Origin of the sequence: Micromonospora sp. NPDC049257 (assembly GCF_040678915.1) — a bacterium.
GTDB lineage: Bacteria > Actinomycetota > Actinomycetes > Mycobacteriales > Micromonosporaceae > Micromonospora > Micromonospora antibiotica.
Genome location: NZ_JBFAQU010000001.1, coordinates 705,627 through 732,060 on the forward strand (window position 1 = coordinate 705,627; position 26,434 = coordinate 732,060).

Genomic DNA, 26,434 nt, shown 5'->3' on the forward strand with positions numbered 1-26,434 from the left:
GTCTTCTCGGGCGGCCGGAGAGGCGCCCTGCCGGATCGCCTCAACTCCTCCACCGCGCAAGGGGGTGCTACGCGTAGCCCGTGATCGTACCAACGCGGCTGCCAGCAACGGGGCCTTCGCCTCGCGTGGGAGCGGACGTGCCGGGACGGGGTGGTGGACCGGGCCGGAGCCCGGCGGCGCTGTCAGCCGACGGCTCAGCCGGCGGCCGGCTCCCGGGTGTCGGCCGGTACGACCATGGGCGCTCCGGTGACCGGGTCGGGGACCACCTGGTTCGGCATCCCGAACACCTCGGCGACGAGCCCGGCACCGACGGTCGACGCCGGGTGCCCCTCGGCCACGATCCGGCCGTCACGCATCGCGACCAGGTGGGTGGCGTACCGGGCGGCGTGGTTGAGGTCGTGCAGCACGGCCACCACGGTGCGTCCCCGGGTGACCAGGCGGTGCAGCACGTTGAGCACGTCGATCTGGTGTGCCACGTCCAGGTAGGTGGTGGGCTCGTCGAGCAGGACGAGGGGTGTCTCCTGGGCGAGCACCATGGCGATCCAGGCCCGTTGGCGTTGCCCGCCGGAGAGTTCGTCGACCCGCCGATCGGCCAGCTCGGTGGTGCCGGTGGAGTCGAGCGCCGACTCGACGGCCTCCTCATCGGCGTGGGAGAAGCGGCGCAGCACCCGCTGGTGGGCGTAGCGGCCCCGCCCGACCAGCTCGCGGACGGTGATCCCCTCGGGCGCGGTCATGGTCTGCGGCAGCAGCGCCAGCCGGCGGGCGCGTTCCTTCGCCGGCAGGGTGACCAGGTCCGATCCGTCGAGCGTGACCCGACCCTCGGCGGGGCGGAGCAGCCCGGACAGCGCCCGCAGGAGCGTCGACTTGCCGCACGCGTTGGGCCCGATGAGCACGGTGAACGAGCCGTCGGGCACAGCGAACGACAGGTCGGCGCTGACGGTCCGCTGGTCGTACCGGAGGGTGACGTTCTCGGCCCGCAGCCGCGCGGTCAGCTGGTCGACCATCGGGTCCTCCTGATCTCGTGGACGAGCAGCCAGAGCAGGTACGCGCCGCCGAGGGTGACCGTGACGACCCCCACCGGCACGGTCAGCGGGATCACGTGTTGGGCGATCAGGTCGGCGCCGAGCAGCAGCAACGCCCCGACCCCGGCGGTGGCGGCGAGTGGCAGGCCCGGTGCCCGGACGAGACGACGGGCGATCTGCGGGGCGGCCAGGGCGACGAAGGAGATCGGGCCGGCGACGGTGGTGACGGCGCTGACCAGGGCGACCGCGATGACCACGAGGACTGCGCGGTTGCGGTCGACCGCGACTCCGCTGGCGGCGGCGACGTCGTCGCCCAGTTCCAGTTGGGCCAGGGCCGCCGCCCACAGTGGGGTGACGGCCAGCAGCACCAGGATGATCGCGGCGGCCGGCCAGACCACGTCGGCGGTGGCCGTGTTGAGCGAACCGGCGCCCCAGGCGGCGGCGAACAGCGCCGTCTCCAGGTCGGCGCGCAGCAGCAGCCAGGTGTTGGTGGCGGCGAGCATCGAGGAGACGCCCACCCCGACGACGATGAACCGGAACCCGGAGAGCCCGTCCCGGTAGGCGAGCAGGTAGATCGCCAGCGCCGCCAGCAGGCCACCGGCGAGTGAGCCGAGCATCAGCAGGTGCCAGCCGCCGCCGAGCAGCAGCAGGGCGGTCAGCATGCCGGTGAACGAGCCGTTCGCCAGGCCGATGATGTCCGGGCTGGCCAGCGGGTTGCGGGTGATGGTCTGGAAGATCGCCCCGGCGACGCCGAGCGCCGCGCCGAAGGCGACGGCCGCGGCGATGCGGGGCAGCCGCCACTCCAGCACGACGGTGCGGGTCAGCCCGCCGATCCGGCCGCCGAGCACGCCGAGCACCTCGTCGAGGCGGAGCGGGAAGTCGCCCAGCCAGAGGCCGACCACCGCCAGCGCCGCGACGACGAGCGCGGCGGCGGCGCAGACGGCGGCTTCGCGTACGCCGACGGTCACGTGCCGGTGGTCGGTGCCGAGCAGCAGCCGGCGACCCCCGGCGGTGCGGCGGACCGGCCGGTTCACAGCGCGGTCGCCCGTCGGCGTCGGGCCAGCGCGATCAGCACCGGAGCACCGACGAACGCGGTGACGATGCCGACCGGCATCTCACTGGGCAGCACGGCGATCCGGCCGAGCACGTCGGCCAGCAGCACCAGCATCCCGCCGGCCAGCAGCGACCCGGCGAGGATGCGGCGCTGGTCGGTGCCGACGCCCCAACGCACCAGGTGCGGCACCACGAGCCCGACGAACGAGATGGGGCCGGCGATGGCGCTGGCCCCACCGGCGAGCAGGGTCACCGCACCGAGCACGAGCAGCCGGGTCCGGACCAGGCTGACGCCCTGGGCGGCGGCCAGGTCGGGGCCGAGCGCGAGCGCGTTGAGGCTGCGGGCCGCGACCAGCGCGGCGAGCAGCCCGGCCACGATCAGCGGGAGCACCGGCAGCAGCACTGCGGTGTCACGTTCGAGCAGGCTGCCGGCGTTCCAGCCGCGCATCCGGTCGAAGGTGTCGGGGTGGGTGAGGGTGATCCCGGTGGTCAGGCCGGCGAGCACGGCACCGGTCGCCACCCCGGTCACCAGCAGCCGGGTGGGGGTGGCCCGCAGGTCGGCGGCACCGCCGACGGCGTACACGGCGGTGGCGACCAGGAGCGCGCCGAGCAGGGCGAGCCACATGTAGCCGGCCGGCGAGGTGATCCCGAAGAAGGCGATGCCGGCGGCGACGAACGCGGCGGCACCGGCGTTGACGCCGAGGATTCCCGGTTCGGCGAGCGCGTTGCGGGTGAACGCCTGCATCAGCGCGCCCGCGACCCCGAGGCCGGCTCCGACGAGTAGCCCGGCGAGGGTGCGCGGGAGGCGCTGCCCCCAGACGACGTACTGCGCGGTGTCGCTGCCCGCGCCCCGCAGCGCCGCCCAGACGTCCGCCGGGGGCACCGGGTTCGCGCCCACGAAGACCGACAACACCACCGACCCGACGAGTACGACGACCGCCCCGACCAGCCACCGCCGGGTGGTACGCCGACGCGCGGCACGGCCGGTGGTCGGCCGTACCGCGCGGGCGGGTGTGGTGGCGGTCAACTCGACGCGGTGAGGATGCGTTCGAGGTCGTCGAGGACGGCCTGCCCACCGACCGTGCCGACCCCGGTGATCCAGAAGGACTGGTCGACGAGGTGCAGGCGGGGGAAGGTGGCGGCGTTGGCGGTGACCGAGGCGGGGATGGTGCTGCGGTCGTTGACGTCGACGGTGGTGACGAAGACGTGGTCGGCCTTGGCCTCCAGCACCCGTTCCGGGGAGACGTCGACCGAGATGGAGTTCTCCCAGTCGCGCTCGGGGGTCTTGAAGCCGACGCACTCCAGTGCGCTGCCCGCGAACGAGGTGGGGCCGTAGAGGGTGAGGACGCCGTCGCGGGGGCGGATGAGCTGCGCGCTCTTGCCGGCGGTACCGAACTTCCTGGCGATGTCCGCGCACCGCTGCCGGAAGTCGGTGAGCAGCTTGTCGGCGGAGTCCGCGCCGCCGAGCGTGGTGGCGGTGAACTTCACGTTGTCCTGCCACGGGTCGGCCTGGGACGCCATGAACACGGTCGGGGCGACGTCGGTGAGCTGCTGGTAGAGGGCGGAGTGCCGGGATTCGGTGCCGATGATCAGGTCGGGCTTGAGGGCCGCGATCTTCTGCACGTTGGGTTCCTGGACGGTGCCGACGGTGGTGATGCCGGCGGCCTTGTCGCCGAGGTACTTGGGCACGCCGGCGGCCTCGTTGAGTACGGCCGCGCCGACCGGGGTGAGCTGCAACGCGATGGCGGTGTCGAGCTGGACCGGTTCGAGGACGACGACCCGGGTCGGCTTGTTCGGCACGGCGGTCTTGCCACGCGCGTGCTCGACGGTCCTGGTGTCGCCGACGCTGCCCGCCGGCTCGGAGTCGTCGGAGCCGCAGGCGGCCACGGCGAGCACCGCCGCCGAGGCGACGGTGAGGGCGAGGAGGCGTCGGCGGAGTGTTCGAGGGGTCGGCGTACGCATGGTGCGAGGTTCCCGTCTGGCTACTTACAGTGATTATTCACTAACATTTTTAGGTTAGCATTACCTAATCATCCACCTCGTCGCGGGCCGGGCGGTCATGCCAATAGCCCTGTGTGTGGACCTGCTGAGGATCGACGCGCGCCTCGGTGAAGAGCCTGCGCACCTGCGCAATACTGCTACTCTCCGTAGCTGTCCAGGCGTAGAACTGCGCCCCCGACGATGCCGCCGCCGGCCCGTACTCGGCCAACCAGTCGCCCACCATGGCGGTCAGGACCGTCCCGCCCGGTGCCCCGCGACGCAACCGGACCTCGACCGCGTGGCCGGCGGTCACCTCGTCGAGGGTGGCGGCGTCCGCCGCGACGCCGGCCTCCAGCAGGACCGTCGCCCGCACCCCCGGGCCGAGACCGGACAGGATGCCGCGCACCGCCGGGTACGCCGTCTCGTCCGCGGCGATCAGCACCCGGGTCGCCGGCCCCGGCTCCCACTGCACGCCGTAACCGGGTTGGCCGGCCCCCACGTGCGGGCCCGACAGGAGCAGCCGGTCGCCCGGCCGGGCCGTCGCCGCCCAGCCGCTCGCCGGGCCGTGCGGCTGGTGCAGGTAGAAGTCCAGGTCCAGCTCGCCCGTCGCCGGCCGGGTCCGGTACGCGGTGTAGCTGCGCAGCCTCGGGCGCACCTCGCCGGGAACGGACCGCCACTCACGTCGCCACGTCTGCTCGGGCAGCCCCGCCCGCAGCGCGGTCGGATAGCCACCGTCGACCGGCAGCATGATCTTGATGCGCTGGTCGAGCTGGTACGGCGCCATCTCCCGCAACCGCTCGTCGCCGAGCGTCACCCGGACGAACCCGGGCGACAGTCGCCGGGTCGCCGTCACGGTCGTCGCGAACAGGACGTTGGGCGAGTTGCCGAATGCTGACATGCCGGCAGAGGCTAGCGTGCCCCGTCCGGGCAGCTCACCGCCCCGGACCCGGCGGGTGATCAGGGCCCACCCGGCTCGTGCCCGGGTCACCCCCGGCTGGGGCGTTCCCCGGATCCGGCCACCGGACCAGGAAGAATGCGCAGAACATTGACGGTGACCATGGCGATGATCCAATCTGACGCCGGTCCGGGTCAGGAAGTCCGGGCTTTCCATTGCGTCGGCGAAGGAGCTCGCATGCCACACATCACGTTAAATACCAACGAACCCGGAATCCGTGGCCTGTTCCGCTTCCGGCCGGAGACGGCGTTGCCACTGAACGGGCTGGTCGAGGCGCTGCTGTGTGCACCGGGCACGTTGACCCGGGGCGAAAGGGAACTCATCGCAGCCTATGTGTCCGGCCTCAACGAGTGCCGCTACTGCTACTCCGCCCACGCGGCGTACGCGGCGGCGCAACTCCCCGAGGGCATGCCCCTGGTCCAGCAGGTGCACGACGACGTCGACAGCGCCCCGGTGTCGGCCAAGATGCGCGCGCTGCTCGACGTGGCCGGCGCGGTGCAACGCGGTGGTCGGGAGGTCACCGGAGACCTGGTGGCCGCCGCCCGGGCCGAGGGCGCCACCGACGTGGAGATCCACGACACCGTGCTGATCGCCGCCGCGTTCTGCATGTTCAACCGCTACGTCGACGGGTTGGCCACCGTCCTGCCGGACGACCCGGACTTCTACACCGACCGCGCGCAGCGGATCGCCGCCCACGGCTACCTCGGGGTACTGCAACAGGAGGTCATCCACGAGTGACCGGCCCGGCGGGCACCGGCAGGTCGGCGGGCGTCGGCGCGGCACGCCGTCACCGGGCCTGCCGGAGCGCGTCGGCGAGCGCGGCGGCCGTCGTCGCGGCCACCCGGGGTTGGTCGACGAGCATCTCGTCGATCACGTCGGCCAGCCTCGCCGGAACAGCCCCGTCCCGCTGCCGGACGGGCACCGGCCGGGTCCGCAGGACCACCGCGACCGGGTCGGCCCCGGCGGGGAAATCCCGGGGCGTCGTCCCCGTCAGCATCCAGTACAGACAGGCGGTGACCGCCCACAGGTCCACCTCCGGGCGGGCGTACCGGTAGTCGATGAGTTGGGCGCGGGGCTGGAAGGCCAGGCTGCCGCCGATCGCACCGGTCCCGGTGTGCCCGGACAGGCCCGCCTTCTCGAACGCCTTCGCCAGCCCGAAGTCGGCGACCTTGGTGACGACCTCACCTCCGGCCCCGGTGGTGAGCAGCAGATTGTGCGGGGTGACGTCCCGGTGCACCAGGCCGTGGGCGGTCTGGGTCCGGCCGTCGGCCAGCACGACCGCAAGCTCCGCCCGGTGGGCGTAGGCCAGTGCGTCCAACGCGTCGAGCGTGATGGGCAGCGCCTCGTCGACCGGGAGCCGGCCACCACGCCGGGCCACGAACTCGGCGACACTGCCGCCCGGGCAGTATTCGCAGGTGAAGAAGAAGGCGGCATCGGCCGCGCCGCTGCTGTGCAGGGCGACGACGTTGCGGTGCCGCAGCCCCCGGACACACGCGATCTCGCGGCGGAAGGCGTCCCGCGCGGCGGGGTCCACCGCCCGGTCGGCGAGCAGCGTCTTCAGGGCCACGAGCCGGCCGGACGGCTCGTGGCGGGCCAGGTAGACGACGCTGTGGCCGCCCCGGCCGATCTCCCGCAGCACCCGGTGGTCGGTGAAGTCGTCGAGGCCGGGGGCCCCGACCGCCGCAGCCGTCACCAGCGCCGGCAGGGCCCGTCCCCGCTCCGGACCGGGGGGCCCGGTGTCCGGGGTGGTCGGTGTGGCCCCGGTGGGGGTGGCCCCGGTGTCCTCCGGTCCGGCGGCGGCTTCCCGAGTCCCGTCGTCGGGCAGGGTGACGCGTAACGTCGCGCGCCCGACCCGTACCTCGTCACCGGCCGACAGGTGCTGCCCGCCGTCGACCGGGCGGCCGTTGAGGTGGGTGCCGTGCCGACTGCCGAGGTCGCGTATCCGCACGTGGGGAGGGTCGACGTCGAGTTGGCAGTGCCGGCGGGAGACCAGCCGCTGCCCGTCGTCGACCCGGATCCCGCAGTCGGCGGCCCGCCCCACCACGACCGTCGTGCGACGGTGGAAGACGTACGTGTCGACGGTGGACCCGGCCTGCACGGTCACCGTGACGGGCGGGGGGACCGGCACCGCCCCGGCGGGTCGCCCGGCCCCGGGGTCGTCGGTGCCCACGCCCGGCCGCCCGGTCAGTCGACCAGCGCCACGTACAGCGGGCTGCCCAGCAGCACGGTCATGCCGGGCCGCCCGTCGAGTTCCGGGTACGGGCTGGGCCCGTGGAGCAGCCGCTTGGCGAGGAACTCGACGTTCTGCGTGGGCCCACGCAGGCGGGTGCCGGCCTGGTGCACCGAGGCCAGCGCCGCCACCTCGGCCGCGTCCGGCTCGTCCGCCGCGTCGTGCGCAGTGCCCGGCACCGGTGCGGCCTCGTCGTCGACGAGCCCGGCGAGCAGCGCCGGCATCGTGGACGATCCCATGGGCCCACGCCCGGTGGACTCGGCCGCCGGGGCCGCGCCGACGAGGTGGAACGGTGACCCGCCGAGGCCGACGATGGTGTCGTCGGTGCGGCCACCGAAGTAGACGAGCGACAGCTCACCAGTGGTCGGGACGATGCCCCACCGCATCGGCAGCAACCCCCGGAAGAACTGCCCCGGCTCGTCCACGGAACCGACGTCGGCGTGCTCGTCCAGGTAGCGGGTGACCCGCTCCAGGCGGGCCAACCGGTCGGTGCCCGGGTTCTCGACGCTGCGTTTCACCCCGACGACGGTGAGGTTCACGCTGAACTCGGCGGCCCGCCTGCGCTGGTGACCCGGGTCGATCTGGGACAGCAGCATGTCCACCTTGGCGTCGCTGACGTAGAGGTAGTAACGAAAACTCACGGTCACTCCCTGACGACGCGGCCCGACCCCCGAGGTTACCGTCCGCGACCAACCGATGGTTGTCCCGTGTGTCGGGGGGTGCCAGGCTCGAACCATGCGGTGGCGTCCCGGGGACCGGATTCTGGATCTCTACGAAGTGCTCGACGAGCCCCTCGCCGGTGGCATGGGTCTGGTCTACCGGGTCCGGCACCCGGGCTGGGACACCGACCTCGCCGTCAAGGTGCCGCGCCCCGAGCAACTGACCACCGAGGCGCAGCGTGCCCGCTTCGAAGCCGAGGCGGGCACCTGGGTCGGGCTGGGCCTGCACCCCCACGTGGTCAGCTGCGCGTACGTGCGCCGGGTCGACGGGCTGCCCTGCGTGTTCGCCGAGTGGGTCGCCGGTGGATCGTTGGACCAGGTGGTCCGGGCCGGGCGACTGCACGAGGAGCCGGACGGCGGGTTCCTCGCCCGGGCGCTCGACCTCGCGGTGCAGTCGGCGTGGGGCATCGACCACGCCCACCAGCAGGGCCTCATCCACCAGGACGTCAAACCCGCGAACATCATGGTCGGCCTCGACGGCGCCTGGACGGCGAAGGTCACCGACTTCGGGCTGGCCGGTGCCCGCGCCGCCGTGGACGGGGCCACCGGTGCCGCAGCGGACGTCAGCCTGGGTGCGAGTTTCGGCGGCATGACCCCCGCCTACTGCTCACCCGAGCAGGCCGAGGCGGCGGCCGGTGCGCGGGTGACCCTCACCCGGGCCACCGACGTCTGGTCGTGGGCGCTGTGCGTGTGGGAGACGTTCGCCGGTCACCGTCCCTGCCGTTACGGTCAGGCGGCACGGGAGACCTTCGCCGAATACCTGGCGGCGGGGGAGACCTGGCCTGCGGCGCAGCCGATGCCGCCGGGGATCGTCGACCTGCTCCGGCGGTGCTTCGACGTCGACCCGTCGACCCGCCCCCGCCGCCTCGCCGACCTGGCCACCGAGGTCGCCGGGGTGTACGCGGACGTGCTGGGCGTCCGCTATCCACGGGTGCGGCCGTCGGCGGCGGGCCTGCTCGCCGGCAGCCTGTCCAACCAGGCGCTCTCGCTACTCGACCTCGACCGGCCGGCGGAGTCGGAACAGCTGTGGCGCTCCGCCGTCGACACCGACCCGCACCATCCTGGTGCGGTCTACAACTGGGCGCTGTACCGGTGGCGGCAGGGCCGGATCACCGACGAACAGGTGCTGGCGGAGCTGCTGGCGGCACGGGAGATCGCCGGGGAGAACTGGCGGGCCGACCATCTGCTGGGGTTCGTACACGCCGAACGGGGTGACGATGCGGCGGCCCGGCCGCTGCTGGCCGCCGCGCCCGCCGGCCCCGAGATCACCGAGGTGACCGCCGCCCTGGCCCGGCGCGGGACGCAGCCCGGGTCGCCGCGGTTGTCCGGCCACCGGGGCCGGGTGACCGCCGTCGCCGTCGACGGGAACGGTCGGGTGGCGGTCACCGGCGGCAGGGACGGCAGCCTCCGGACGTGGTCGCTGACCGGGCAGCCGGTGGGCACCGAACTCGGTGCGGACTCAACCGGTGCCGAGGTCACGGCCCTGACGGTCGACCGGGACGGCCGGGCCGCGCTCGTCGCCCGCAAGGGGGGCCCGGTCGAGTGCTGGGACCTGGCGCGGGACAGGTGCGTCCGGGTGCCGTCCGACCAGCGGGCGGCGGTGACCGCACTGGCGCTCACCGCCTCGGGCACGGCCGCCATCGGGTACGACAACGGTCGGATCGAGGTACGGGACACGGCTGACGGGCGGCTGCGGCGCACCCTGGAGCACCCGCCGAGCACCCACCAGAACCTGGACGCGGCGGGCCGGATCCTGCCGGAGATCCAGGAGAGCCCCGCGGCGGTCACCGTGCTGGGCCTGAGCGAGGACGGCGCGGTCGCGGTGTCGGCGGCGCCCCCGGACGGCAGTGTGGTGGTCTGGGAGGTCGACACCGGACGGTGGCTGCACCGCCTGGTCAAGTCCGCCGACATGCGGATGACCGGGGTAAACCAGGTTGCGTTGGGCGGGTCCGGCAGATACGCCCTGCTGATCGGGCACCAGACACGGGTGGCGCACCTGTGGGAGACCCGACCTAACCGGGTTCGGGGTCCGGTGCCGAGCACCCTGAACCGGCACTCGACGATCGTGCTCAGCGGCGACGGCGAACGGGCGGCCTCCATCGGGTTCGGCAGTGCCAACCAACCGGCACGGATCTGGGAGACGGATTCCGGTCGGTGCCTGCGTACCGTCGCCACGCGTACCGACGGGCTGCCACCGGAGCTGGTCGGTCTGCTCTCGCTCACCTGTGTGGCGATCAGCGGCGACGGCACGCTGGTCGTGGTCGGGGACGAGTACGGGGGGCTGCACGTCCACCGGTTGCCCCGCCCCGACCTGCGGGCGCCGTGGAGCTACGAGCGGCCCCTGGCGGCGCGGGCGGTGCTGGCGGCCGAGGAGCAGGTCCGGCAACGGATCGCCCGGGCGGAGGCGCTCGTCCGGGAGGGCCGGACGGCCGACGCCGCCGGGCAGCTACGGGCCGCCCGCGACCTGGTCGGGTTCGAGCGTCACCCGGAGCTGCGGGACCGGTGGGAGCGGTTGGGGCGGACGGCGGGCGGGCGGGCCGCACCCCTGGGCATCTGGCAGCGCTACGAACTGCGCGGCGGCAACTTCACCTTCGTGGCCGGGCTGGAGCCGGCGCTCAGTGTCGACGGGGAGCTGGCGGTGACGGGTGGCGCCGACGGCCTGATCCGGGTGTGGGAGCTGCCGACCGGCCAGCAACGGCACACCTTCGCGGAGCGGGTGGGCAAGACGCACACCCTCGTGCTCTCCGCCGATGCCCGGCTCGCGGTCAGCGCGGACTGGGCCGGGACCGCCCACCTGTGGGACCTGACGGCCGGCCGGCGGCAGGCGGAGCTGCACGGCGACCACGGGGTGGTGCGGGCGGTCGCCCTGGACGGTGCGGGGCGGTACGCGATCGTCGGTGACGCCGAGGGGAACCTGTGCCTGTGGAGCCTGTACCGGTTCCACCTGAGCCGCACGATGGTGGCGCACCAGGGGCCGGTGGGGGCGGTCCGACTCAGCGACGACGGTCGGTACGCCGCGTCGGCCGGCGCGGAGGACCGGACGTGCCGGCTGTGGCGTACGGGCACCGGCAGCCCGGTGCTCACGGTCCCCGTCGGGTTCGGACGGACGACGCTGCGGTTCACCCCGGACGGCTGGCAGCTCCTGGTCAACTCGGCGAGGGAACTGACCGCGTGGGACGTGCACACCGGCCGCCAACGGTACGTCCTGCCGAGCCGGGGCGACGCCGTGGCGGTGAGCCGGGACGGACGGGTCGGGCTCGTCCCCGCGTACGACGGGTCGTACGGGCGGGTGGTGTCGGTGTGGGAGCCGGCGACCGGGCGGGTGCTGTGCGAACTCGCCTCCGAGGCGGACGTGTTCGACGTCAGCCCGGACGGGCGGCACGCGGTGACCGCCGACGCGGACCGTACGCTGCGCATCTGGGACGTGCGGACGGGGCGGCGCGTGCACACGTGCGACGGTCATCCGGAGCCGGTGACGTCCGTGGCGTTCACGGCGGACGGCCGGAGCCTGGTGTCGATGGACGACCGACCGGCGATCCGGCGGTGGGAGCTGGACTGGGACTACGACTTCACGGGCTGACCCGCAACCGGGCCGAGCCGAGCCGGGTGCTGAGCCCACCGCCCGCCACGGGCTCCATCAGCTGGTCGTCGTACGCCGCCGCGCGCAGCGCGTCGTCGTGGGCGGCCCGCTGCTTGCGGGAGAACCGGCTGCGGTCGACCGCGAGGTCCGCCACGACCGGCGGGACGAGATCCCGGAACTCCTGCGGCAGGCCGGCGGTGTTGCGTTCGTAGTGGGGATCGTCGGGGTAGCTCAGCGTCAGGGTGATCGGTGGCTCGCCGCGTAGCCGACCGCCCAGGGCGCGCAGGGAACCGGCGAGGAACTCCAGGGCGATCTTGATGTCCACCGACAACCCGACGTTGTTGGAGTCCGGCTGGTATACGGGTGGGACGTCCTCGGGCACCACGAACCGTACGGTGACCCGCTTGGCGGGCAACTCCAGCAGCAGGCGGGGCCAGGGTCCGCCGCCCTCGATGGTGACGTCGACCCGCTGGGGATCGACGGACAGGCGCAGGCTGAGCCAGTCGATCATCGCCAGGGCCTCGGGCGGCAGGTCGTCCTGACGGTACGGGCCCCGGCTGCGGGTCCGCAGCGCGCTCGCGTGCATGGTGGTCAGCACGCGTGCCCCGGTGCTGTCGACCTCCAGGGCGAGCGGGTGGACCGCCAGGTCCCGCATGACGCGCACGACCGCGCCGATCAGCACTGATGGTGCCGCAGCGGTGGCCATCGCCTGCCCTTCCGTTGGGTGTGTGACAGGTTTCGCACCGTGACGGACAGTGTCGCACATGAATGTGTTCGGCGCTGTCGCCCGGACGCCGACCGGGGTACGCGGTGAGCCGCCCGCCCGCCCGCCGGGCGCCGCGGCGGATCGTCGACCCGAGCGGGATCAACGCGGGTCGACGGGTGCGCCCGGTCCTTTCTGGATGGTGTGGCCTGGCTATTGTCAGCAGTGATCCATCGAGGGATCTCTTTTGCACGGGGAGAGCAGATGATGTCTTGGCGCCTTCGCGCGCTTTCCGCCACCGTGGCAGCTGCCGCGGTGGCCCTGTCGATCACCACTGCGGGCGGGGCGGCAACGGCCGCCGGGCCCGTCCTGGAGATCACGTCGATCGCCTTCGACCGGCCGCAGGTCGACGTCACCCAGGACTACGCCGTGGTCGACCTGACGTGGACGATCACCGACCGGGCGGCCAGGGCCCAGCGCGTCAACGGCGCGGTCGAGCTGCGCCAGTTCGCCGGAGACGAGCAGGTCGGCCAACCCCACACGGTCTCCTACGACCTGCTCGGGGGTCGTACGCAGGTCGGGGGCACCGGAACGGCCCAGCAGTCCACCTACGTCTACGAGTTCGTGGTGCCGCGTTACTCCGTCGCGGCCGAGACGGTCTGGCGGGTGACCAAGGTGACCATCGCCGACGACGTCGCCCATGCCCGTACGGTGCGCGACCCGGGCCCGGCGGCGTTGGCGGTGACCCAGCTCGTCGACTCCCAGGGTCCGGTGGCGGAGCAACTCTCCTTCGACTTCGGTCAGCCGAGCGGCTTCTACGATGACGGTTCCGGGGTGACGTTGCGCTACCGGGTGCAGGTCGTGGACGAGTCCGCCTTCAGGAAGGGCAAGCTCACGCTCGCCGGCCCGGGAGGTGCCCGGCTGACCTCCACGTTCCAGCTCGTCCAGAGCGGTTCGCAGTGGTCGTGCAACGGCGAGACGGTCTATGAGCCGACCTGGGCGTTCTGCCCCGTCTCGATCGTCGTGCCGGCCGGTTCACCGTCCGGCACGTGGCGGGTGGCCCGGCTCGACCTGACCGACAGTTGGGGCAACACCCGGACGGACACCTCGCCGCAGGGGCCCGAGCCGATCCAGGTCAGCCGCAACGACGTGGTCAGCGCGTCGGGCTTCGCGCTCGTCCCGGCGCAGGTGAACAACTGGCGGGGGCAGGCGACGACGTCGCTCAGCTTCACGCCGCACGGTGCGGTTGGTGGCCTGACCGCCGTCGACGTGGACCTGTCCTGGTGCTCCCAGCTGTCACACACCCCGACCGTGGGTGAGAACGGCGTGGTCTCGGTGGAGATCCGGGTGCCGGCGGGCTGGGCCAGCTCCTGCCGGATCGACGGGATCAAGCTGACCGACGGCGCGGGTAACGTCGCGTTCTACGGCACCACCTACGCTGCTCCCGAACTCGACCTCACCGTCACCCGGGTGCCGGACGAGAAGGCGCCGGTGGTGCTCTCGGCGAAGCTGCCCAAGGCGACCTGGACGTCCCAGGAGACCGCGGACGCCTGGGGCCTCGGCTTCGACGTCACGATCGAGGTCGACGAGTTCGCTCCGATCTCGTCGACCAGCGCGACGATCTACGACAGCACCGGAGCTTCGCGGGGCGGCATGTACGGGGGGCAGCACGACGACGGCACCGGTCTTCTCCACCTGGCGGTGTCGACCGGCCGGTTGGAACCGGGCCGGTACACGATCGGGTTCACGCTGGACGACCAGGCCGGAAACTCGAGTTCGTGGGGCTATCCGAACAATGCCGGCACCCCGCTTCCCGGCGGTCCGTTGACCCTGACCGTGGTCGCTGACTGACGGTCGGACGGACCGCCCCGGCCCGGGTCCTGCCGGAAACCGGAGGGCGACCCTGTCGCCGTGCCCCGATGTCGGGCCGACGCCACCTGGCGTCGGCCCGACGTCTTTTCGGGCACCCCGACGGGTTCGACCCCGGCCGATGACCCCCCGTCGGACGGCAACTACGCGTGACGTATCCTGTACGCGACTCTGGGTAATTGTTCAGGGTGATTTGCCAGTCTCGATCCTGTTATGTCATTGCAAGTTGTGATCAATCTTGACCTTCTTGATAAACGCTTCCTAAGGTCTCTTTTGGTCGCCGGCATGATCAGGAGAGAGAATCGATGGACGAGGTGTCCCTTTCCGATCGTCTGAGCGACCAGCTGAGGCGTTTGTGCGAGGCCAGCGGAATCAATGCGGCAGAACCGCTGGAACTGCTGGAAAGCCTGCTCGGGCCCGCCGGCCCGCAGCCGTTGTCGGCCCCGCCGCGTTGGCCGTCCAACATCGCCGACGATCACACTCCGGTGGAGTTCTCCATCGCTTTCAGCGGCACCGAACCGCCCACGGTGCGGATTCTCGGCGAGACGCTGGGAACGCCACCCGGCCGGTTGACCAACATGTTCGCCACCCGGCGGTTCCTCGACCGGCAGGCGCACCGCGCCGGACTCTCCACCACCCGGCTGGATTCGGTACGCGACCTGTTCGCCACGTACGACCCGCAGGGTGTCTTCGCCCTCTGGTGCTCACTGGTCTTCCGCAACGGACGACGCCCCGAGTTCAAGGTCTACCTCAATCCGGAACTCCGCGGGGTCGACCGGGCACCGGGCCTGGTCTCCGAGGCCCTGCACCGACTCGGCCTGGGCCGGTCCTACCGGGCGATGCTCGACCACGGCATTCGGCCGGGCGAACTGGGTCACCGGGACCGGCTGACGTTCTTCGCCCTCGACCTGCACGACGGTGCCCAGGCCCGGGTCAAGCTCTACCTGACCCACCACGACGCCGAGGTGTCCGACGTCGTCCGGGCGGCCGGCGTGGTCCACGACGTGGACGCGACCAACCTCGCCGAGTTCGCCGCACTGGCCGGGGGCGGCCGGACCCGGTTCGCCGGTCTCCCGCTGGTCGGCAGCTACACCCTGGTCGAGGGGGTCGACCGGCCCGTCGGCTACAGCCTCTACGTGCCGATCCGGGGCTACGTCCGGGACGACGAGGAGGCGTACGACCGGGTGGTGGCGGTGCTGGACCGCTACGGGTTCGACCGCACGGTGCTGGACCGGGCGCTCGCCGCAGTGGCCCGCCGGCCGCTACGCGACGGGGTCGGGCTGATCCCGCACCTGTCGTTGCGGTTGGGCGCCCCCCGCCCGGGGGTGACCGTCTACCTGTCCGCCGAGGCGTACCAGGTGAGTCCCCCGGTACGCCGACCGTCGACCGTGGACCTCGTGGCACTGGCGACCCCCACCGGCCGGGCCGGCGCTCGACACCCCTGATCCCCCAAGGAGCGAACCGTGGTCGTGGACCTGCACCAGATGTTGCCCCCGTACCGGATCAAGGTGGTCGAGCCGATCCCCTTCCTCAGCCCGCAGGAGCGGCGGGCGGCCCTCGCGGAGGCGGGATACAACCCGTTCAACCTGCGCGCCGACCAGATCACCGTCGACCTGCTGTCCGACTCCGGCACCGGGGCCACCTCGGCGGCGCAGGAGGCCGCCGCCGCGCTCGGCGACGAGTCGTACGCCGGGGCACGCTCCTGGTTCCGGTTCCGCGACGAGGTCCACGACCTCACCGGCTATCCGCACATCCTCCCCGTGCACCAGGGCCGGGCCGGCGAACGCGTGCTCTTCAGCGGCCTGCTCAAGCCCGGCCAGCTCTGCCTCAGCAACACCCACTTCGACACCACCCACGCCAACGTCAAGCTGGCCGGGGCGGAACCCCGGGACCTCCCCTGCCCGGCCGCGTTCGACCTCGACAGCCCGGCACCGTTCAAGGGCGACATCGACCTCGACGCGTTGGAACGTACCCTCACCGGGCCGGAACGCGACCGGGTCGGCCTGGTCCTGATGACCATCACCAACAACGGTCTCGGCGCGCAACCGGTGTCGATGGCCAACCTCACCGCCGTGCGGGACCTGTGCCGCCGCCACCGGGTGCCGTTCTTCCTGGACGCGGCCCGGTTCGCCGAGAACGCCTGGCTGGTCGGGCAGCGCGAGCCGGGCTACCAGGACTGGACGCCACGACAGATCGCCACCCACGCCTTCGGGCTCGCCGACGGCTGCGTGGTGAGCCTCAAGAAGGACGGCCTGTCGGCCATCGGCGGGCTCATCGGGCTACGCGACGACGACCTGCACGCCCGGTGCGAGGCCAACCTGATCGCCACCGAGGGCTTCTCCACCTACGGCGGGCTGGCCGGCCACGACCTCGAACGGCTCGCCCAGGGGCTACGCGAGGTGGTCGACCCCGGCTACCTGCGGGCCCGGGCCGCCTCCACCGCCCGAATGGCCCAGCTGATCAACGAAGCCGGGGTGGACACCGTCCAACCGGCGGGCATCCACGCCCTCTACCTCAACGCCGGCCGGCTGCTGCCGCACCTGTCGCCGCACGAGTTCCCCGGCCACGCCCTCGGCTGCCAGCTCTACCTCGACGGGGGCATCCGCTGCGCCGAACTGGGCTCGCTCTACCTCGGCGGGATGGACGACCGGCACCGGCTGGTCACCCCGGCCCCCTTCGAGCTGGTGCGCCTGGCCATCCCACGCCGGGTCTACACCGACACCCACCTCGAGTACGTGGCCGCCGTACTCGCCGACATCGCCAAGGAACCCGGGCGGGTCCCCGGCTACCGGGTGGTCTCGTCACCACCCCTGCTGCGTCACTTCAAGGTGCGGTTGACGCCGCTGACGGCGGCGGGCAGCGCCGACTGACCACACCCGCGACGCTGCGGCTCCGGCCCGGGCCCCACGGCCCGGGCCGGCGTGCACCACCGCCCTGCCTGGCGGCACCACAGTCGTGGGTCGCCGCTCAGGTGGGTCGGAGGCCGCCGCCCGCCGCTCAGGCCGTGGCGGGCAACCGGGTCAGGGCGTGCCGCACCAACTCGATCAACGCCTGCTTGCTGGAGGCCCGGTCCCGCGCGTCACACCACAGCAGCGGCACGGTCTCGTCCAACTCCAGCGCGGCGCGGATCTCCTCCTCGGTGTAGGGACACTCACCGTAGAAGCGGTTGACGGCGGCGACGAAGGGGATACCCCGGCGCTCGAAGTAGTCGACCGCCGGGAAGCTGGTGCCGAGCCGGCGGGTGTCGACCAGCACGATCGCCCCCACCGCACCCTGCGCCAGCTCGTCCCAGATGAACCAGAACCGGTCCTGCCCCGGGGTGCCGAACAGGTAGAGCACCACGTCGTTGCTGATGGTGATCCGACCGAAGTCCAACGCGACAGTGGTGCTGGTCTTGCCCTCGACACCGGTGATGTCGTCGACACCGATGCTGGCCTGGGTGAGGACCTCCTCGGTGACCAGTGGCGGAATCTCGCTGACCGATCCGACCAGGGTCGTCTTGCCGGTGCCGAAGCCACCCGCCACGACGACCTTCACCGATTTCCGATCCACGTGTATCAGTCCCTCTTGTCTAGATCCGCTGGAGGCCGGCGAGTACCGTCTCCAGCAGCCACCGGTCGGCGATCTTTTCCTGTGCCGGCGAGCCGATATCCAGAAAGCCCTGCTCGTGGAGCACGTCGACCATCACCTTGGTGATGGTGAGCGGACGGTGCAGGTAGGCGCCGATCTCGGCAATGGAGATCCAACCGGTGCACTGCTGGAGGATCTCCCGGTATTCCTGCTCCAGCCGGGTCTGGTCGGCCGGCAGGGCGATCACCTGGGTGGCCAGGTCGAGGCTGGTGTTACGGGGACTCGTCCGCCCGTTGACGAGGATGTAGAGCGGCACGAGCCGGCCGGCCTCCGCCTCGTCGTCGCCGTCCCACACGTCGTGGGTCACGATTTCAGTCCGGGTCGGTCGGCGAGCATCACGCCGTCGAGGCGGGCCTCGGAGCCGAGGTAGTCGCCGATCCGGGTCACCAGGCGACTCATCTCGTACGCGACGGTGCCCATGTCGACGGACTGCTCACAGAGCACCGCCAACCGGGCGTTCTGGCCGGCGGCGGCGACGAACAGCGTCCGTCCCTCGTACTCGATGATGACCTGCTGGACCGGGCCGCTGTCGAACCGTCGGCCCATCCCCGCGGCGATGCTGTGCAGGGACGACGCGCCGGCCGCCAGCAGTTCCCCGGCGTCCTGCGGGAGCGACGTGGACTTCTGCACGATCAGCCCGTCGGTGGACAGGACAACCGCGTAGACAACGTCAGGGACCTCTACCAGATCGTCCAGGATCCAGGTCAGATCGTTCTGCGGTGCCGAGTGGGTCATACTTTCCTGCCTTGGTCGTCTCTGCTGGCTGGATCTCCGTTTTTCGCCGCCCGACCAGCGGCCCAGGCCCGCTGGTATCTGGTGAACCGGTCCCTGGCCTCCTCGGGTGACCGCACGGCAGCCGGGGCCGCCTCGGACGCCGGTGCGGGCAGGCCCTCCTCGCGCAGCTCGGGAGCGAGATGCTGCTGCGGCCGTCGGTGCGGCAGGGGCGGCCGGTCGGCGACCTGGGGGCCGGACGCACCACTGCGGACCGCACCACGCTGCGCCGGAACGTCGGTCATGGTGCCCCCGATGCGGTCAGGCTGCCGGCCCCCGGCAGGATCGGCCGGTGCCTGCACCGACCCACCCGCCGCCGTGGCCACCATGGCGGCGGGCCGGGCCCCGGCGGCGGGGTGCAGCTCACGCCGGCCACCGCCGACCGGCAGCACCGCACCGACGCCGGGACGCGACATCGCCGTGGCGACCGTGCCGAGCGGCAGGACGCCCGGGTCGGTGCGGTCCAGGTCGGCGGGGAACGGGTCGGTGGCGATCACCCGGTCGGGCAGCAGCACGATCGCCAGCAGACCCCCGTACGCCGAAGCGCGCAGGCTCACCTGGACGCCGTCCCGCTTGGCCAGTTCCGCCACCACGTGCAGACCGACCTGCGCGCCGTCCTTGAGCGCCGTCACGTCCGGGGTCGGCGCGGTGGCCAACAGCTCGTTCGCCCGTTCCAGCGCGTCCGCCCGCATACCCACACCGGCGTCCTCGATCTCCACCGCGATGCCGCGCTTGACCTCGATGCAGGTGACCCAGACCGTGGTCTCCGGCGGGGAGAACGCCAACGCGTTGTCCAGCAACTCGGCCACCAGGTGGACGGTGCCGGCGACCGCCGGCCCCACCACCGCCACGTCGGGTGCGCTGCGCAACGTGATGCGCTGGTACTGCTGGGCCTCCGCGAAGGCCGCCAACAGCACCCGCCGGACCGGCACCGGGTTCTGGAAGCGGCGACCGATCTGGCCGCCGGCCAGGATGACGAGGTTCTCCAGGAAACGGCGGGTCTGGGTGAGCTGGTGGTTGATGTCGAACAGCTCCGCCAGCAGCTTCTCGTCACCGATCCGGTTCTGCAGATCCTCGATGACCTTCAGACCGCGTTGCAGCGGGCGTTGCGGACGGCGCGCGACACCCATCAGCATCGCGATGCCGGCCGCCCGGGTCTTCGCCTCGTCGACGGCAGCGCCCGCCGCCGCCTGCAACGAGCGGTTGATCACCTCGGCGACCCGACCGATCTCGTCACTGCCGTAATCCTGCAGGGGCAACTCGGCCGCCAGGTCGACCTTCTCCCGCCGGCGTAGCCGCTCCATCATGGCCGGTAGCTGCTTGTCGACCACCGACTCGGCGTCCCGGCCCAGCTGGGCCAGGCGGACCGACAGCGCCCGGTCCACCAGGATCTGCGACTGGCGGACCGCCCAGATGATCGCGGCGATGACGACGAGCAACGCGATCAGACTGCCCAGGGAAGCGGTCAGGAGCTGGGTGTTGCCGGTACGCAGCGTCCGGGCCGACACGGTGTCGGCCTGCACCACGGTCAGATTGATCAGATCGTCGGAGACCTGTCGGGTGAGGGTTTCCCACTGGGCCCGGTTGAACGACAGCGCGCGGGGCGCCCCGGAACGCCAGGGCCCATTGCTGACCAGCGCCTTTTCCGCCGCGACGAGTTGCTTCCAGGAGTCGCTCGCGGTGATCTCGGCATAGCGTCGGCGGGCCTGCGGTTCCAGGTGTGGCGCCACGTTGGTGAGGCCGGCGTGATAGGCCCCCACCAGGTTGGTGAAGTCGAGATGGTCCTCCGGGCTGAGGGTGCGCGCACCGAAAGCACCGTCAATGGTGGAACCGGCCCGCGACATCAGGTCACTGGCCCGGAACGCCTCGGTCGCGGCGATGCCACCCTGGGCGGCGATGACGTCCGGGACGATTCTCGCCTGCGTGTCGAAGAGGCCGGTCGCGGCGTCGAGCAGCCGGTTGTAGAAATCGTAGACACCCGTCCCGTTGGCGGACCGGGAATCGATGGTGCTCCGTACGCTGGCCATTTCGTCCAACAGACCGGCCAGCGTCTCCCACCGCGTCACGATCGAGTCCGGGGCGCTGGCCAGCGCCGAGTCGGCGGCGGGGCGCAGGGCCGCCAGCAGCTGGTCGGTCTGCTGCCGCTGCTCGATGAGCCTGCTCAGGTCCCGCGACGGCTGGGTCAGGTAGCTGACGCTCAGCCGCCGTTCCTGCTGGATCGACGACAACGCGGACACCGCCGGGATCGACACCTGCCGGACGCTGTTGGCGACCTGACGGTTGTAGAAGCCCTGGAAGATGAGATAGCCGGAGGCGACGAGCCAGACGACCAGGGCGACGACGCTGGGAATGAGCACCAGCCTGATCACGCGTCGTTTGATTGACTGCGGTCGACCGGCACGCCGACCCGATGTCGTCGGGGGGGCCTGATCGTCTGAGGCGCGGCGCGGGTCTTCGCGGTCGGCCTGTTTGTGCGCCAAGTCGTCGTATCCAATCCTGGTCAAGCCATAGACACCAGCGGTCCTGCGCCACTGGTCGACGCCGATGTGTGCCAACCCTACCGTCTATCCGGTCAGGCACCGGGCCACAATCCGGCGACTGTGGATGGTCGCGCCATTCGTACTGGTCAGACATTCGGTATGAGCCGTGGTCGATCACGCCCACCCGAATGACGTGACGTGTGTCACGGCAGCGGGGCGGAAGCCCGCCGGGAACGCCCGGCCGGAGCACCCCGCCGAATTTCTCCGGACACCGCGAAACCGGCGGACGGTCACCGGCGTCCAGTGTGTGCCGCGGTGCGATCACCGCTGGCGGGAAGCTCAGGTGGACGACCCCCGCGAACGACCGCGGGGCCGGGTGGAGGAGCACGGCATGGCGAAGGTGAAGTGGATTACCGGGATGGCGCTGCTGGTGTGCTCCGGGGCGCTGATGGCCTGCGGGGACACCACCGCCACGCCCACCGGGGCCGCGTCGGGCAGCGCCACGCCGTCGAGCACCGGCACGCCGTCCGCTGCCGCGACGCCCAGCGGCACGGCGCTGCCCGCCGACCCGGCGACGTCCCCGCCGACCCCGGCGCCGTCCAAGCCCACCGGGAAGCCGGCGGCCACGGCCGGCCCGGCCCCGGTGCTGTCGGGCAAGCGGGAGGTCACCATCGTCCGCGTGCAGTCGACCGAGTCCGGGGTGTCCCTGGACGGCGGCGCGCTGGTCGAGGTCGACGACGACAGCGGACGCCAGTTGTTCGTGCCGACGCCGGCCGGTGCCGGCAAATACCTGATCAAGTCGTACGGCAAGCGCGACAACCACCCCGCCAGCGACGACCCGGCCTGCTGGCAGGTGGTCAACCCGGCCAACGGCGGGTCGCTCACCGTCGAGGGGGCGGCCTGCAACCCCCGTAAGTCGGCCCAGCTGTTCACCATCGCGAGCGCGGGCAAGGGCGCGTACGCGATCAGCAACAACTCGGCGTTCCTCCAGTTCTCGCCGAGCCGTGGGCTGATCCTGGAGGAGTTGGGCGACGCGCCGCTGCGGAGCACGTTCCGGCTGGTCGACAACGGCCCGGCCCGTACCCCGGCCGGCGGCTGACCCGCGATCGGGAGACGGTGCCGGCGGGGCCGTCCGGCACGGCGAGGGGCGGCGTCCGGTCGACCGGACGCCGCCCCTCGCCGGCGGCCACGGCCGGCTCGGTCTGGCCACGGGGTCGGTCTGGCCTCGGGGTCGGCGATGCGGTGCGGGGTTGGAGTCGGGTGCAGCGGGTACCGCAGCCGGTATGCGGATCGTGATCGTGGGGGCCAGTGGCAACGTGGGCACGGCGGTGCTGCGCCGGCTGGGCCGGGAACCGGGGCTGGACCTGGTCGGCGTCGCCCGCCGGCTGCCCGGCCCGGACGCCGGGGCACCCTACGCCGGGATGCGCTGGCACTCCTGCGACGTCGGGGCGCCGGGCGCGGTCGACCAGCTCACCGCGATCTTCACGCAGGCCGATGCCGTCGTGCACCTGGCCTGGCAGATCCAACCCAGCCACGACCAACGCACCCTGCACCGGACCAACGTCGGCGGCAGCCGCGCGGTGACCGAGGCCGTCGTCCGGGCCGGGGTGCCCGCCCTGGTGTACGCCTCGTCGGTCGGCACCTACGCGCCCGGCCCGAAGGACCACCCGATCAGCGAGCGGTGGCCGGCTACCGGGGTGCCCGGCTCCTCGTACAGCCGGGACAAGGCCGAGGTCGAGGCGATGCTGGACACCGTCGAGGCCGCACACCCGCAGCTGAGGGTGGTCCGGCTGCGCCCCGGGCTGATCTTCCAACGGGACGCGGGCACCGAGATCACCAGGTACTTCCTCGGGCCGCTGGCCCCGGTGCGGCTGCTGCGGTACGGGCGGATTCCGCTCGTACCGGCCAACCGTCGGCTGCGGATGCAGGCGGTGCACGCCGACGACGTGGCCGACGCGTACGCCCGGGCGGTCCTCGGTGAGGCCCGCGGCGCGTTCAACGTCGCCGCGGACCCGGTGCTGACCCCGGAGCTGGTGGCCCGGCACTTCCAGGGCTGGACGGTGCCGGTGGCCGCCCCGGTGCTGCGTACCGCCGCCGCGCTGACCTGGCGGCTGCGGCTGCAACCGGTGGATGCCGGCTGGGTCGAACTGGGGCTCAACGCACCGCTGATGTCCAGCGCCCGGGCCGAGACCGAACTCGGCTGGCAGCCACGGATCGACGCGGTGACCGCGCTGAAGGAACTGTTCGCCGGGATGGCCCACGGCGCGCACACCGCCGGCCCGCCGATGTCCGGCGACGCCGACCTGCCCGGCCGCCCCGCCGGCCTGCTCCGGGGTCGGGCCCCCGGCCAGGGCGACCCCTACTGACCGGCGACGCCCCGCCCCTCCACCGGCCCGACCCACTCGTGCACGTCCTGTTCGTGTGCGGCCGGCCTGCGTGCGGCCTGTTCGTGCACGTCCTGTTCGAGTGCGGGGCGGTGGCGCAGCGCAGTGCGGGGTGGCGCAGTGCGGGGCTCGGTATGCGGAGGGGGCGGGATGTGGGTGTGCGGTGGGGGCGGGTCGGGTGGGGTGGGTCAGGCGTGGGAGAGGGCGAACGCGGTGAGGAAGCCCAGGACGGTGATCAGGCCGACCAGCAGGTGCGCGTCCTCGAACGCCTCCGGGACCATGGTGTCGGTGATCATCGCGAGGATCGCCCCGGCGGCCAGCGCGGTGATGGTGGCCAGCACCTCCGGTGGGGCACCGCCCAGCAGGGTGTTGCCGAGCAGCGCGGCGACCCCGCTGATCAGGGTGATCGCCGTCCACAGTGCAAAGACGTAGCGGCGGGAGCGGCCGGCCCGGCGCATCCCGGCGGCGCTCGACAGCCCCTCCGGTACGTTGCTGAGGAACACCGCGACCACGGTGACCAGGCTGACCGGGCCGCCGGTCAGCAGGCTCGCGCCGATCACCACCGATTCGGGTACGCCGTCGAGCAGTGCACCCACCGCGATCGCCGACCCCGAACCGGGCTGCTCCTGCTCGGAGGGCTGCTCCTGGCCGGACCGCTTGCGGTGCCGGGCGCCCCGTCGGGCGAGGAGCACGTTCGCCCCGGTGTACGCCAGCGCCCCGCCCGTCGCCCCGAGCGCGGTCGGCAGCAGACCACCCTGATCGTGCGCCTCGGCGATCAGCTCGAACGACACGGCGGAGAGCAGCACGCCCGCGCCGAACGCCATGATCGACGCGACGACCGTGCGGGGCACCCGGGCGAAGTACCCGACAGCTGCCCCGATCAGCAGGGCGGAACCGGCCAACAGGCCCCACGCCCCGGCTTGCAACCACTGTGGCATTCCGGGGACCGTACCCGCCCCGGGAGCACGTCAACCAGACCCGCGCCCGGTCCCGCCCCGACGGCACCCGGGCTGCCCGGCGACCCGACGGCATCCGGGTGGCCGGGGACGCGGCGCGGATCGGATGGTCAGAAGTCGGCGAAGAGGTAGGGCAGGGCGCGGGGGAAGAGCCGGCGCAGCTCCGCCGCCGCCTCCGGGCCGACGTCACCCAGCCCCCGCAGGTGCACCTCGGCCGGGTCGAGCACCCCGTAGGCCAGCGCGGACAACCCGGCGGCGGTGAGCGTGACCGCCGGCACCGCGACGCCGGAGGTCACCACCGACCGGCCGGCGGGGGACAGCTCCAACCGACCGGAGGTGCCGTCGAGCAGGTGGGTGCCGGCGAGCCAACGGTCGTCGACCAGCTCCACCCGGACCCGGCCGGGCCCGGCGGGCAGCCCGGCGAGGGCGTCCACACCGAGCAGGCGGGCCATCGGCGCGGGCGAACCGGGTCGGGTCACCCGGGCCTCGACGTGCACGGCCAGATCGGTCAGCCACAGTTCGGGCAGGTCGTCGGCGGGGAGCTGGAGGCTGATCCGCTCCACCTGGTCGACGTGCCGGGCGAGGAACTGCAACAGCAGGGCGCGCGCGTACGGGTCGGCGGCGAGCAGGTCGTCCCCGACCAGTTCACCACCGTGGTCGTCGATCCGGTAGGTGAGCGCGCCGACGACGCTGCCGTCGATCGTCGCGGTGATCAGCCAACGGTCGTCCCGGTCCCGCAGCCCGACGTCCCGGAACTCGGGGAAGATCGCGAAGCCGTGCCGCTCCCGCAGGCACCGCTCGGTGAACGACCGGTAGCGGGCGTACCCGGAGCCGATACGTTCCCAGGTCACCGTGCCGGGCAGCTCGGCGCGTAGCAGCGGAGCCAGGTCGGCCGGGGAGAACCGGGCGGTACGCGCCCGGGGCAGCCCCACGTAACCGAACCGCTCGTAGAAGCTGGCCCGGAACGGGTACAGCGCGCTCACCGGGTGCCCGCCGTCGCGCATCTCGTCGAGGAGTTGACGCAGCAGGGCGCGTACGTAACCCTGGCGGCGGGCCAGCGGGTGGGTGGTCACCCCGGCGACCCCGGCCATCGGCAGCACCGCGCCGCGCAGGTTCTGCCGCATCGGTACGGCGCTGGCGGTGGCCCGCGCCTCGCCGCCCTCCTCGACCACCAGCGTCCGGTTGCCCTTGTTGTAGGGCAGGTAACGGTGGAACGCCTCGACCCGTTCCCGGCTCAGCGGGGACGCTTCGAAGGCGTACGCCTGGAGCGGGAAGCTGGTGGTCAGTCGTTCCTCGGCGGCCAGGCGACGGATGAGCATCCGTCCATCCCAACCCGGCCGGCGGCCGGCCGCAACCCGGTTGGCCCGGTTCAGCCCTCGGTCACGTCGGAGACCACCACGGTGACGTTGTCCGGCGCACCGGCCTGGTGGGCCAGTTTGACCAACTGCTCGCCGCAGTGCTGGCGGTCCTGGTAGCTGGTGAGCGCGCCGTGGATCGCCTCGTCGGCGACGTAGTCGGAGAGCCCGTCGCTGCACAGCAGCACCCGGTCCCCGGCGAACACGGTCAGCACGCCGATCGCGGGTGGCGCGTCCGCCCCCTGCACGGCCCGGGTCACCAGGGACCGCTGCGGGTGGTGGCGGGCCTGGTCGGGGGAGAGCGCACCCTGGTCGACCAGCGCCTGGACGAAGGTGTCGTCCCGGGTTAGCTGGGTCAGCTCGCCGTCGCGCAGCAGATAGCAGCGGGAGTCGCCGACCTGGGCGAGGACCAGGGTGTCCCCGGCGAGCAGGCCGGCGGTCAGCGTCGTACCCATGCCTTCGCGGGCCGGGTCGGCGGAGATGGCGGCGCGGATGCGGCGGTTGGCGGTGGAGACCACGGCCCGCAACGCCTCGGCGGCCTCGTCGGTGCCGGTGGGGGGGACCAGCTCGTCCAGGATGCGGATGACGATCTCGCTGGCCACCTCGCCGGCGGGCAGCCCACCCATGCCGTCGGCCACCGCGACCAGGCGTTCACCGGCGAGGGCTGAGTCCTCGTTGTTGGTGCGGACCAGGCCGACGTCGTTGAGGATGGCCGAGCGGAGGATCAGCGTCATGCGTCAAGCTTGC

General features: G+C 72.5%; 22 protein-coding genes. 7 read left to right on the forward strand and 15 right to left on the reverse strand.

Annotated elements, in window-relative coordinates; translation table 11 throughout:
- Window positions 1-194: 194 nt before the first annotated feature.
- The 5 genes from AB0K25_RS03185 to AB0K25_RS03205 all read right to left on the reverse strand — a co-directional run bounded on the left by AB0K25_RS03185 (window position 195) and on the right by AB0K25_RS03205 (window position 4,953).
- A complete protein-coding gene (locus AB0K25_RS03185) occupies window positions 195-992 on the reverse strand; it encodes an ABC transporter ATP-binding protein (protein WP_219470567.1) in 798 nt (265 codons plus the stop codon).
- Entirely contained in the window at window positions 989-2,056 is a 1,068-nt protein-coding gene (locus AB0K25_RS03190; protein ID WP_219465671.1) for an iron chelate uptake ABC transporter family permease subunit, read from the reverse strand. Before AB0K25_RS03190 ends, AB0K25_RS03185 begins: the two co-directional genes overlap by 4 nt.
- Window positions 2,053-3,102, reverse strand: a complete 1,050-nt coding sequence (locus AB0K25_RS03195) for an iron chelate uptake ABC transporter family permease subunit (protein WP_255597821.1) — start codon at window positions 3,100-3,102, stop codon at window positions 2,053-2,055. Before AB0K25_RS03195 ends, AB0K25_RS03190 begins: the two co-directional genes overlap by 4 nt.
- Entirely contained in the window at window positions 3,099-4,037 is a 939-nt protein-coding gene (locus AB0K25_RS03200) for an iron-siderophore ABC transporter substrate-binding protein (RefSeq protein WP_363818077.1), read from the reverse strand. The genes AB0K25_RS03195 and AB0K25_RS03200 overlap by 4 nt, the downstream gene beginning before the upstream one ends.
- A gap of 64 nt (window positions 4,038-4,101) precedes the next feature.
- Window positions 4,102-4,953: a siderophore-interacting protein gene (locus AB0K25_RS03205; RefSeq protein ID WP_219465683.1), complete on the reverse strand. Its 852-nt coding sequence runs from the start codon at window positions 4,951-4,953 to the stop codon at window positions 4,102-4,104.
- Window positions 4,954-5,187: 234 nt separating this feature from the next.
- Between AB0K25_RS03205 and AB0K25_RS03210 the strand changes: the two genes are divergently transcribed.
- The gene (locus AB0K25_RS03210; protein WP_219465685.1) at window positions 5,188-5,748 is read left to right on the forward strand and encodes a carboxymuconolactone decarboxylase family protein; all 561 of its coding nucleotides are present in this window, start codon (window positions 5,188-5,190) and stop codon (window positions 5,746-5,748) included.
- A 49-nt stretch (window positions 5,749-5,797) separates the two neighbouring features.
- On the opposite strand, the gene AB0K25_RS03215 is transcribed toward AB0K25_RS03210, so the two are convergent.
- Together AB0K25_RS03215 and AB0K25_RS03220 are read right to left on the reverse strand one after the other, a co-directional pair.
- Window positions 5,798-7,180 (reverse strand): FHA domain-containing serine/threonine-protein kinase, encoded by a 1,383-nt coding sequence (locus AB0K25_RS03215; RefSeq protein WP_357532905.1) that lies wholly within the window; start codon window positions 7,178-7,180, stop codon window positions 5,798-5,800.
- A gap of 14 nt (window positions 7,181-7,194) precedes the next feature.
- Entirely contained in the window at window positions 7,195-7,881 is a 687-nt protein-coding gene (locus AB0K25_RS03220) for an SAVMC3_10250 family protein (protein ID WP_219465691.1), read from the reverse strand.
- Window positions 7,882-7,975: 94 nt separating this feature from the next.
- Between AB0K25_RS03220 and AB0K25_RS03225 the strand changes: the two genes are divergently transcribed.
- Window positions 7,976-11,539 (forward strand): protein kinase, encoded by a 3,564-nt coding sequence (locus AB0K25_RS03225; RefSeq protein ID WP_363818082.1) that lies wholly within the window; start codon window positions 7,976-7,978, stop codon window positions 11,537-11,539.
- On the opposite strand, the gene AB0K25_RS03230 is transcribed toward AB0K25_RS03225, so the two are convergent.
- Window positions 11,529-12,245: a hypothetical protein gene (locus tag AB0K25_RS03230; RefSeq protein ID WP_363818085.1), complete on the reverse strand. Its 717-nt coding sequence runs from the start codon at window positions 12,243-12,245 to the stop codon at window positions 11,529-11,531. The two genes, AB0K25_RS03225 and AB0K25_RS03230, sit on opposite strands and share 11 nt — an antisense overlap.
- Window positions 12,246-12,557: 312 nt before the next feature.
- Between AB0K25_RS03230 and AB0K25_RS03235 the strand changes: the two genes are divergently transcribed.
- From AB0K25_RS03235 to AB0K25_RS03245, 3 genes are all read left to right on the forward strand, one after another.
- Window positions 12,558-14,093 carry a hypothetical protein gene (locus tag AB0K25_RS03235; RefSeq protein WP_219465703.1) on the forward strand — a complete coding sequence of 512 codons (1,536 nt, stop codon included), beginning with the start codon at window positions 12,558-12,560 and terminating at the stop codon, window positions 14,091-14,093.
- 323 nt (window positions 14,094-14,416) lie between these two features.
- Window positions 14,417-15,556 (forward strand): tryptophan dimethylallyltransferase family protein, encoded by a 1,140-nt coding sequence (locus AB0K25_RS03240; RefSeq protein WP_219465705.1) that lies wholly within the window; start codon window positions 14,417-14,419, stop codon window positions 15,554-15,556.
- An 18-nt stretch (window positions 15,557-15,574) separates the two neighbouring features.
- Window positions 15,575-16,981, forward strand: coding sequence for a tryptophanase (locus AB0K25_RS03245; protein ID WP_308290971.1), 1,407 nt, complete (start codon window positions 15,575-15,577; stop codon window positions 16,979-16,981).
- Window positions 16,982-17,108: 127 nt separating this feature from the next.
- On the opposite strand, the gene AB0K25_RS03250 is transcribed toward AB0K25_RS03245, so the two are convergent.
- Genes AB0K25_RS03250 through AB0K25_RS03265 form a run of 4 tightly spaced genes read right to left on the reverse strand, consistent with a single transcriptional unit; the run spans window position 17,109 to window position 20,881 of the window.
- On the reverse strand, window positions 17,109-17,663 hold the full coding sequence (locus tag AB0K25_RS03250) for an ATP/GTP-binding protein (protein ID WP_308290972.1): 555 nt from the start codon (window positions 17,661-17,663) through the stop codon (window positions 17,109-17,111).
- A gap of 19 nt (window positions 17,664-17,682) precedes the next feature.
- A complete protein-coding gene (locus AB0K25_RS03255; RefSeq protein ID WP_208565425.1) occupies window positions 17,683-18,048 on the reverse strand; it encodes a DUF742 domain-containing protein in 366 nt (121 codons plus the stop codon).
- Entirely contained in the window at window positions 18,045-18,476 is a 432-nt protein-coding gene (locus AB0K25_RS03260) for a roadblock/LC7 domain-containing protein (RefSeq protein WP_208565426.1), read from the reverse strand. The genes AB0K25_RS03255 and AB0K25_RS03260 overlap by 4 nt, the downstream gene beginning before the upstream one ends.
- Window positions 18,473-20,881 carry a nitrate- and nitrite sensing domain-containing protein gene (locus AB0K25_RS03265; RefSeq protein WP_363818095.1) on the reverse strand — a complete coding sequence of 803 codons (2,409 nt, stop codon included), beginning with the start codon at window positions 20,879-20,881 and terminating at the stop codon, window positions 18,473-18,475. Before AB0K25_RS03265 ends, AB0K25_RS03260 begins: the two co-directional genes overlap by 4 nt.
- A 502-nt stretch (window positions 20,882-21,383) precedes the next feature.
- Here AB0K25_RS03265 and AB0K25_RS03270 point away from each other — a divergent pair.
- Window positions 21,384-22,091, forward strand: coding sequence for a hypothetical protein (locus AB0K25_RS03270; RefSeq protein ID WP_255597824.1), 708 nt, complete (start codon window positions 21,384-21,386; stop codon window positions 22,089-22,091).
- 184 nt (window positions 22,092-22,275) lie between these two features.
- Window positions 22,276-23,358 (forward strand): NAD-dependent epimerase/dehydratase family protein, encoded by a 1,083-nt coding sequence (locus AB0K25_RS03275; protein WP_219465707.1) that lies wholly within the window; start codon window positions 22,276-22,278, stop codon window positions 23,356-23,358.
- Window positions 23,359-23,564: 206 nt separating this feature from the next.
- On the opposite strand, the gene AB0K25_RS03280 is transcribed toward AB0K25_RS03275, so the two are convergent.
- The 3 genes from AB0K25_RS03280 to AB0K25_RS03290 form a co-directional block, all read right to left on the reverse strand.
- Window positions 23,565-24,314, reverse strand: a complete 750-nt coding sequence (locus AB0K25_RS03280; RefSeq protein WP_357021516.1) for a ZIP family zinc transporter — start codon at window positions 24,312-24,314, stop codon at window positions 23,565-23,567.
- A gap of 128 nt (window positions 24,315-24,442) precedes the next feature.
- Window positions 24,443-25,651, reverse strand: a complete 1,209-nt coding sequence (locus AB0K25_RS03285; RefSeq protein ID WP_363818100.1) for a GNAT family N-acetyltransferase — start codon at window positions 25,649-25,651, stop codon at window positions 24,443-24,445.
- Between the two features lie 50 nt (window positions 25,652-25,701).
- Window positions 25,702-26,421: a PP2C family serine/threonine-protein phosphatase gene (locus AB0K25_RS03290; protein WP_208565430.1), complete on the reverse strand. Its 720-nt coding sequence runs from the start codon at window positions 26,419-26,421 to the stop codon at window positions 25,702-25,704.
- Between the last annotated feature and the right edge of the window lie 13 nt (window positions 26,422-26,434).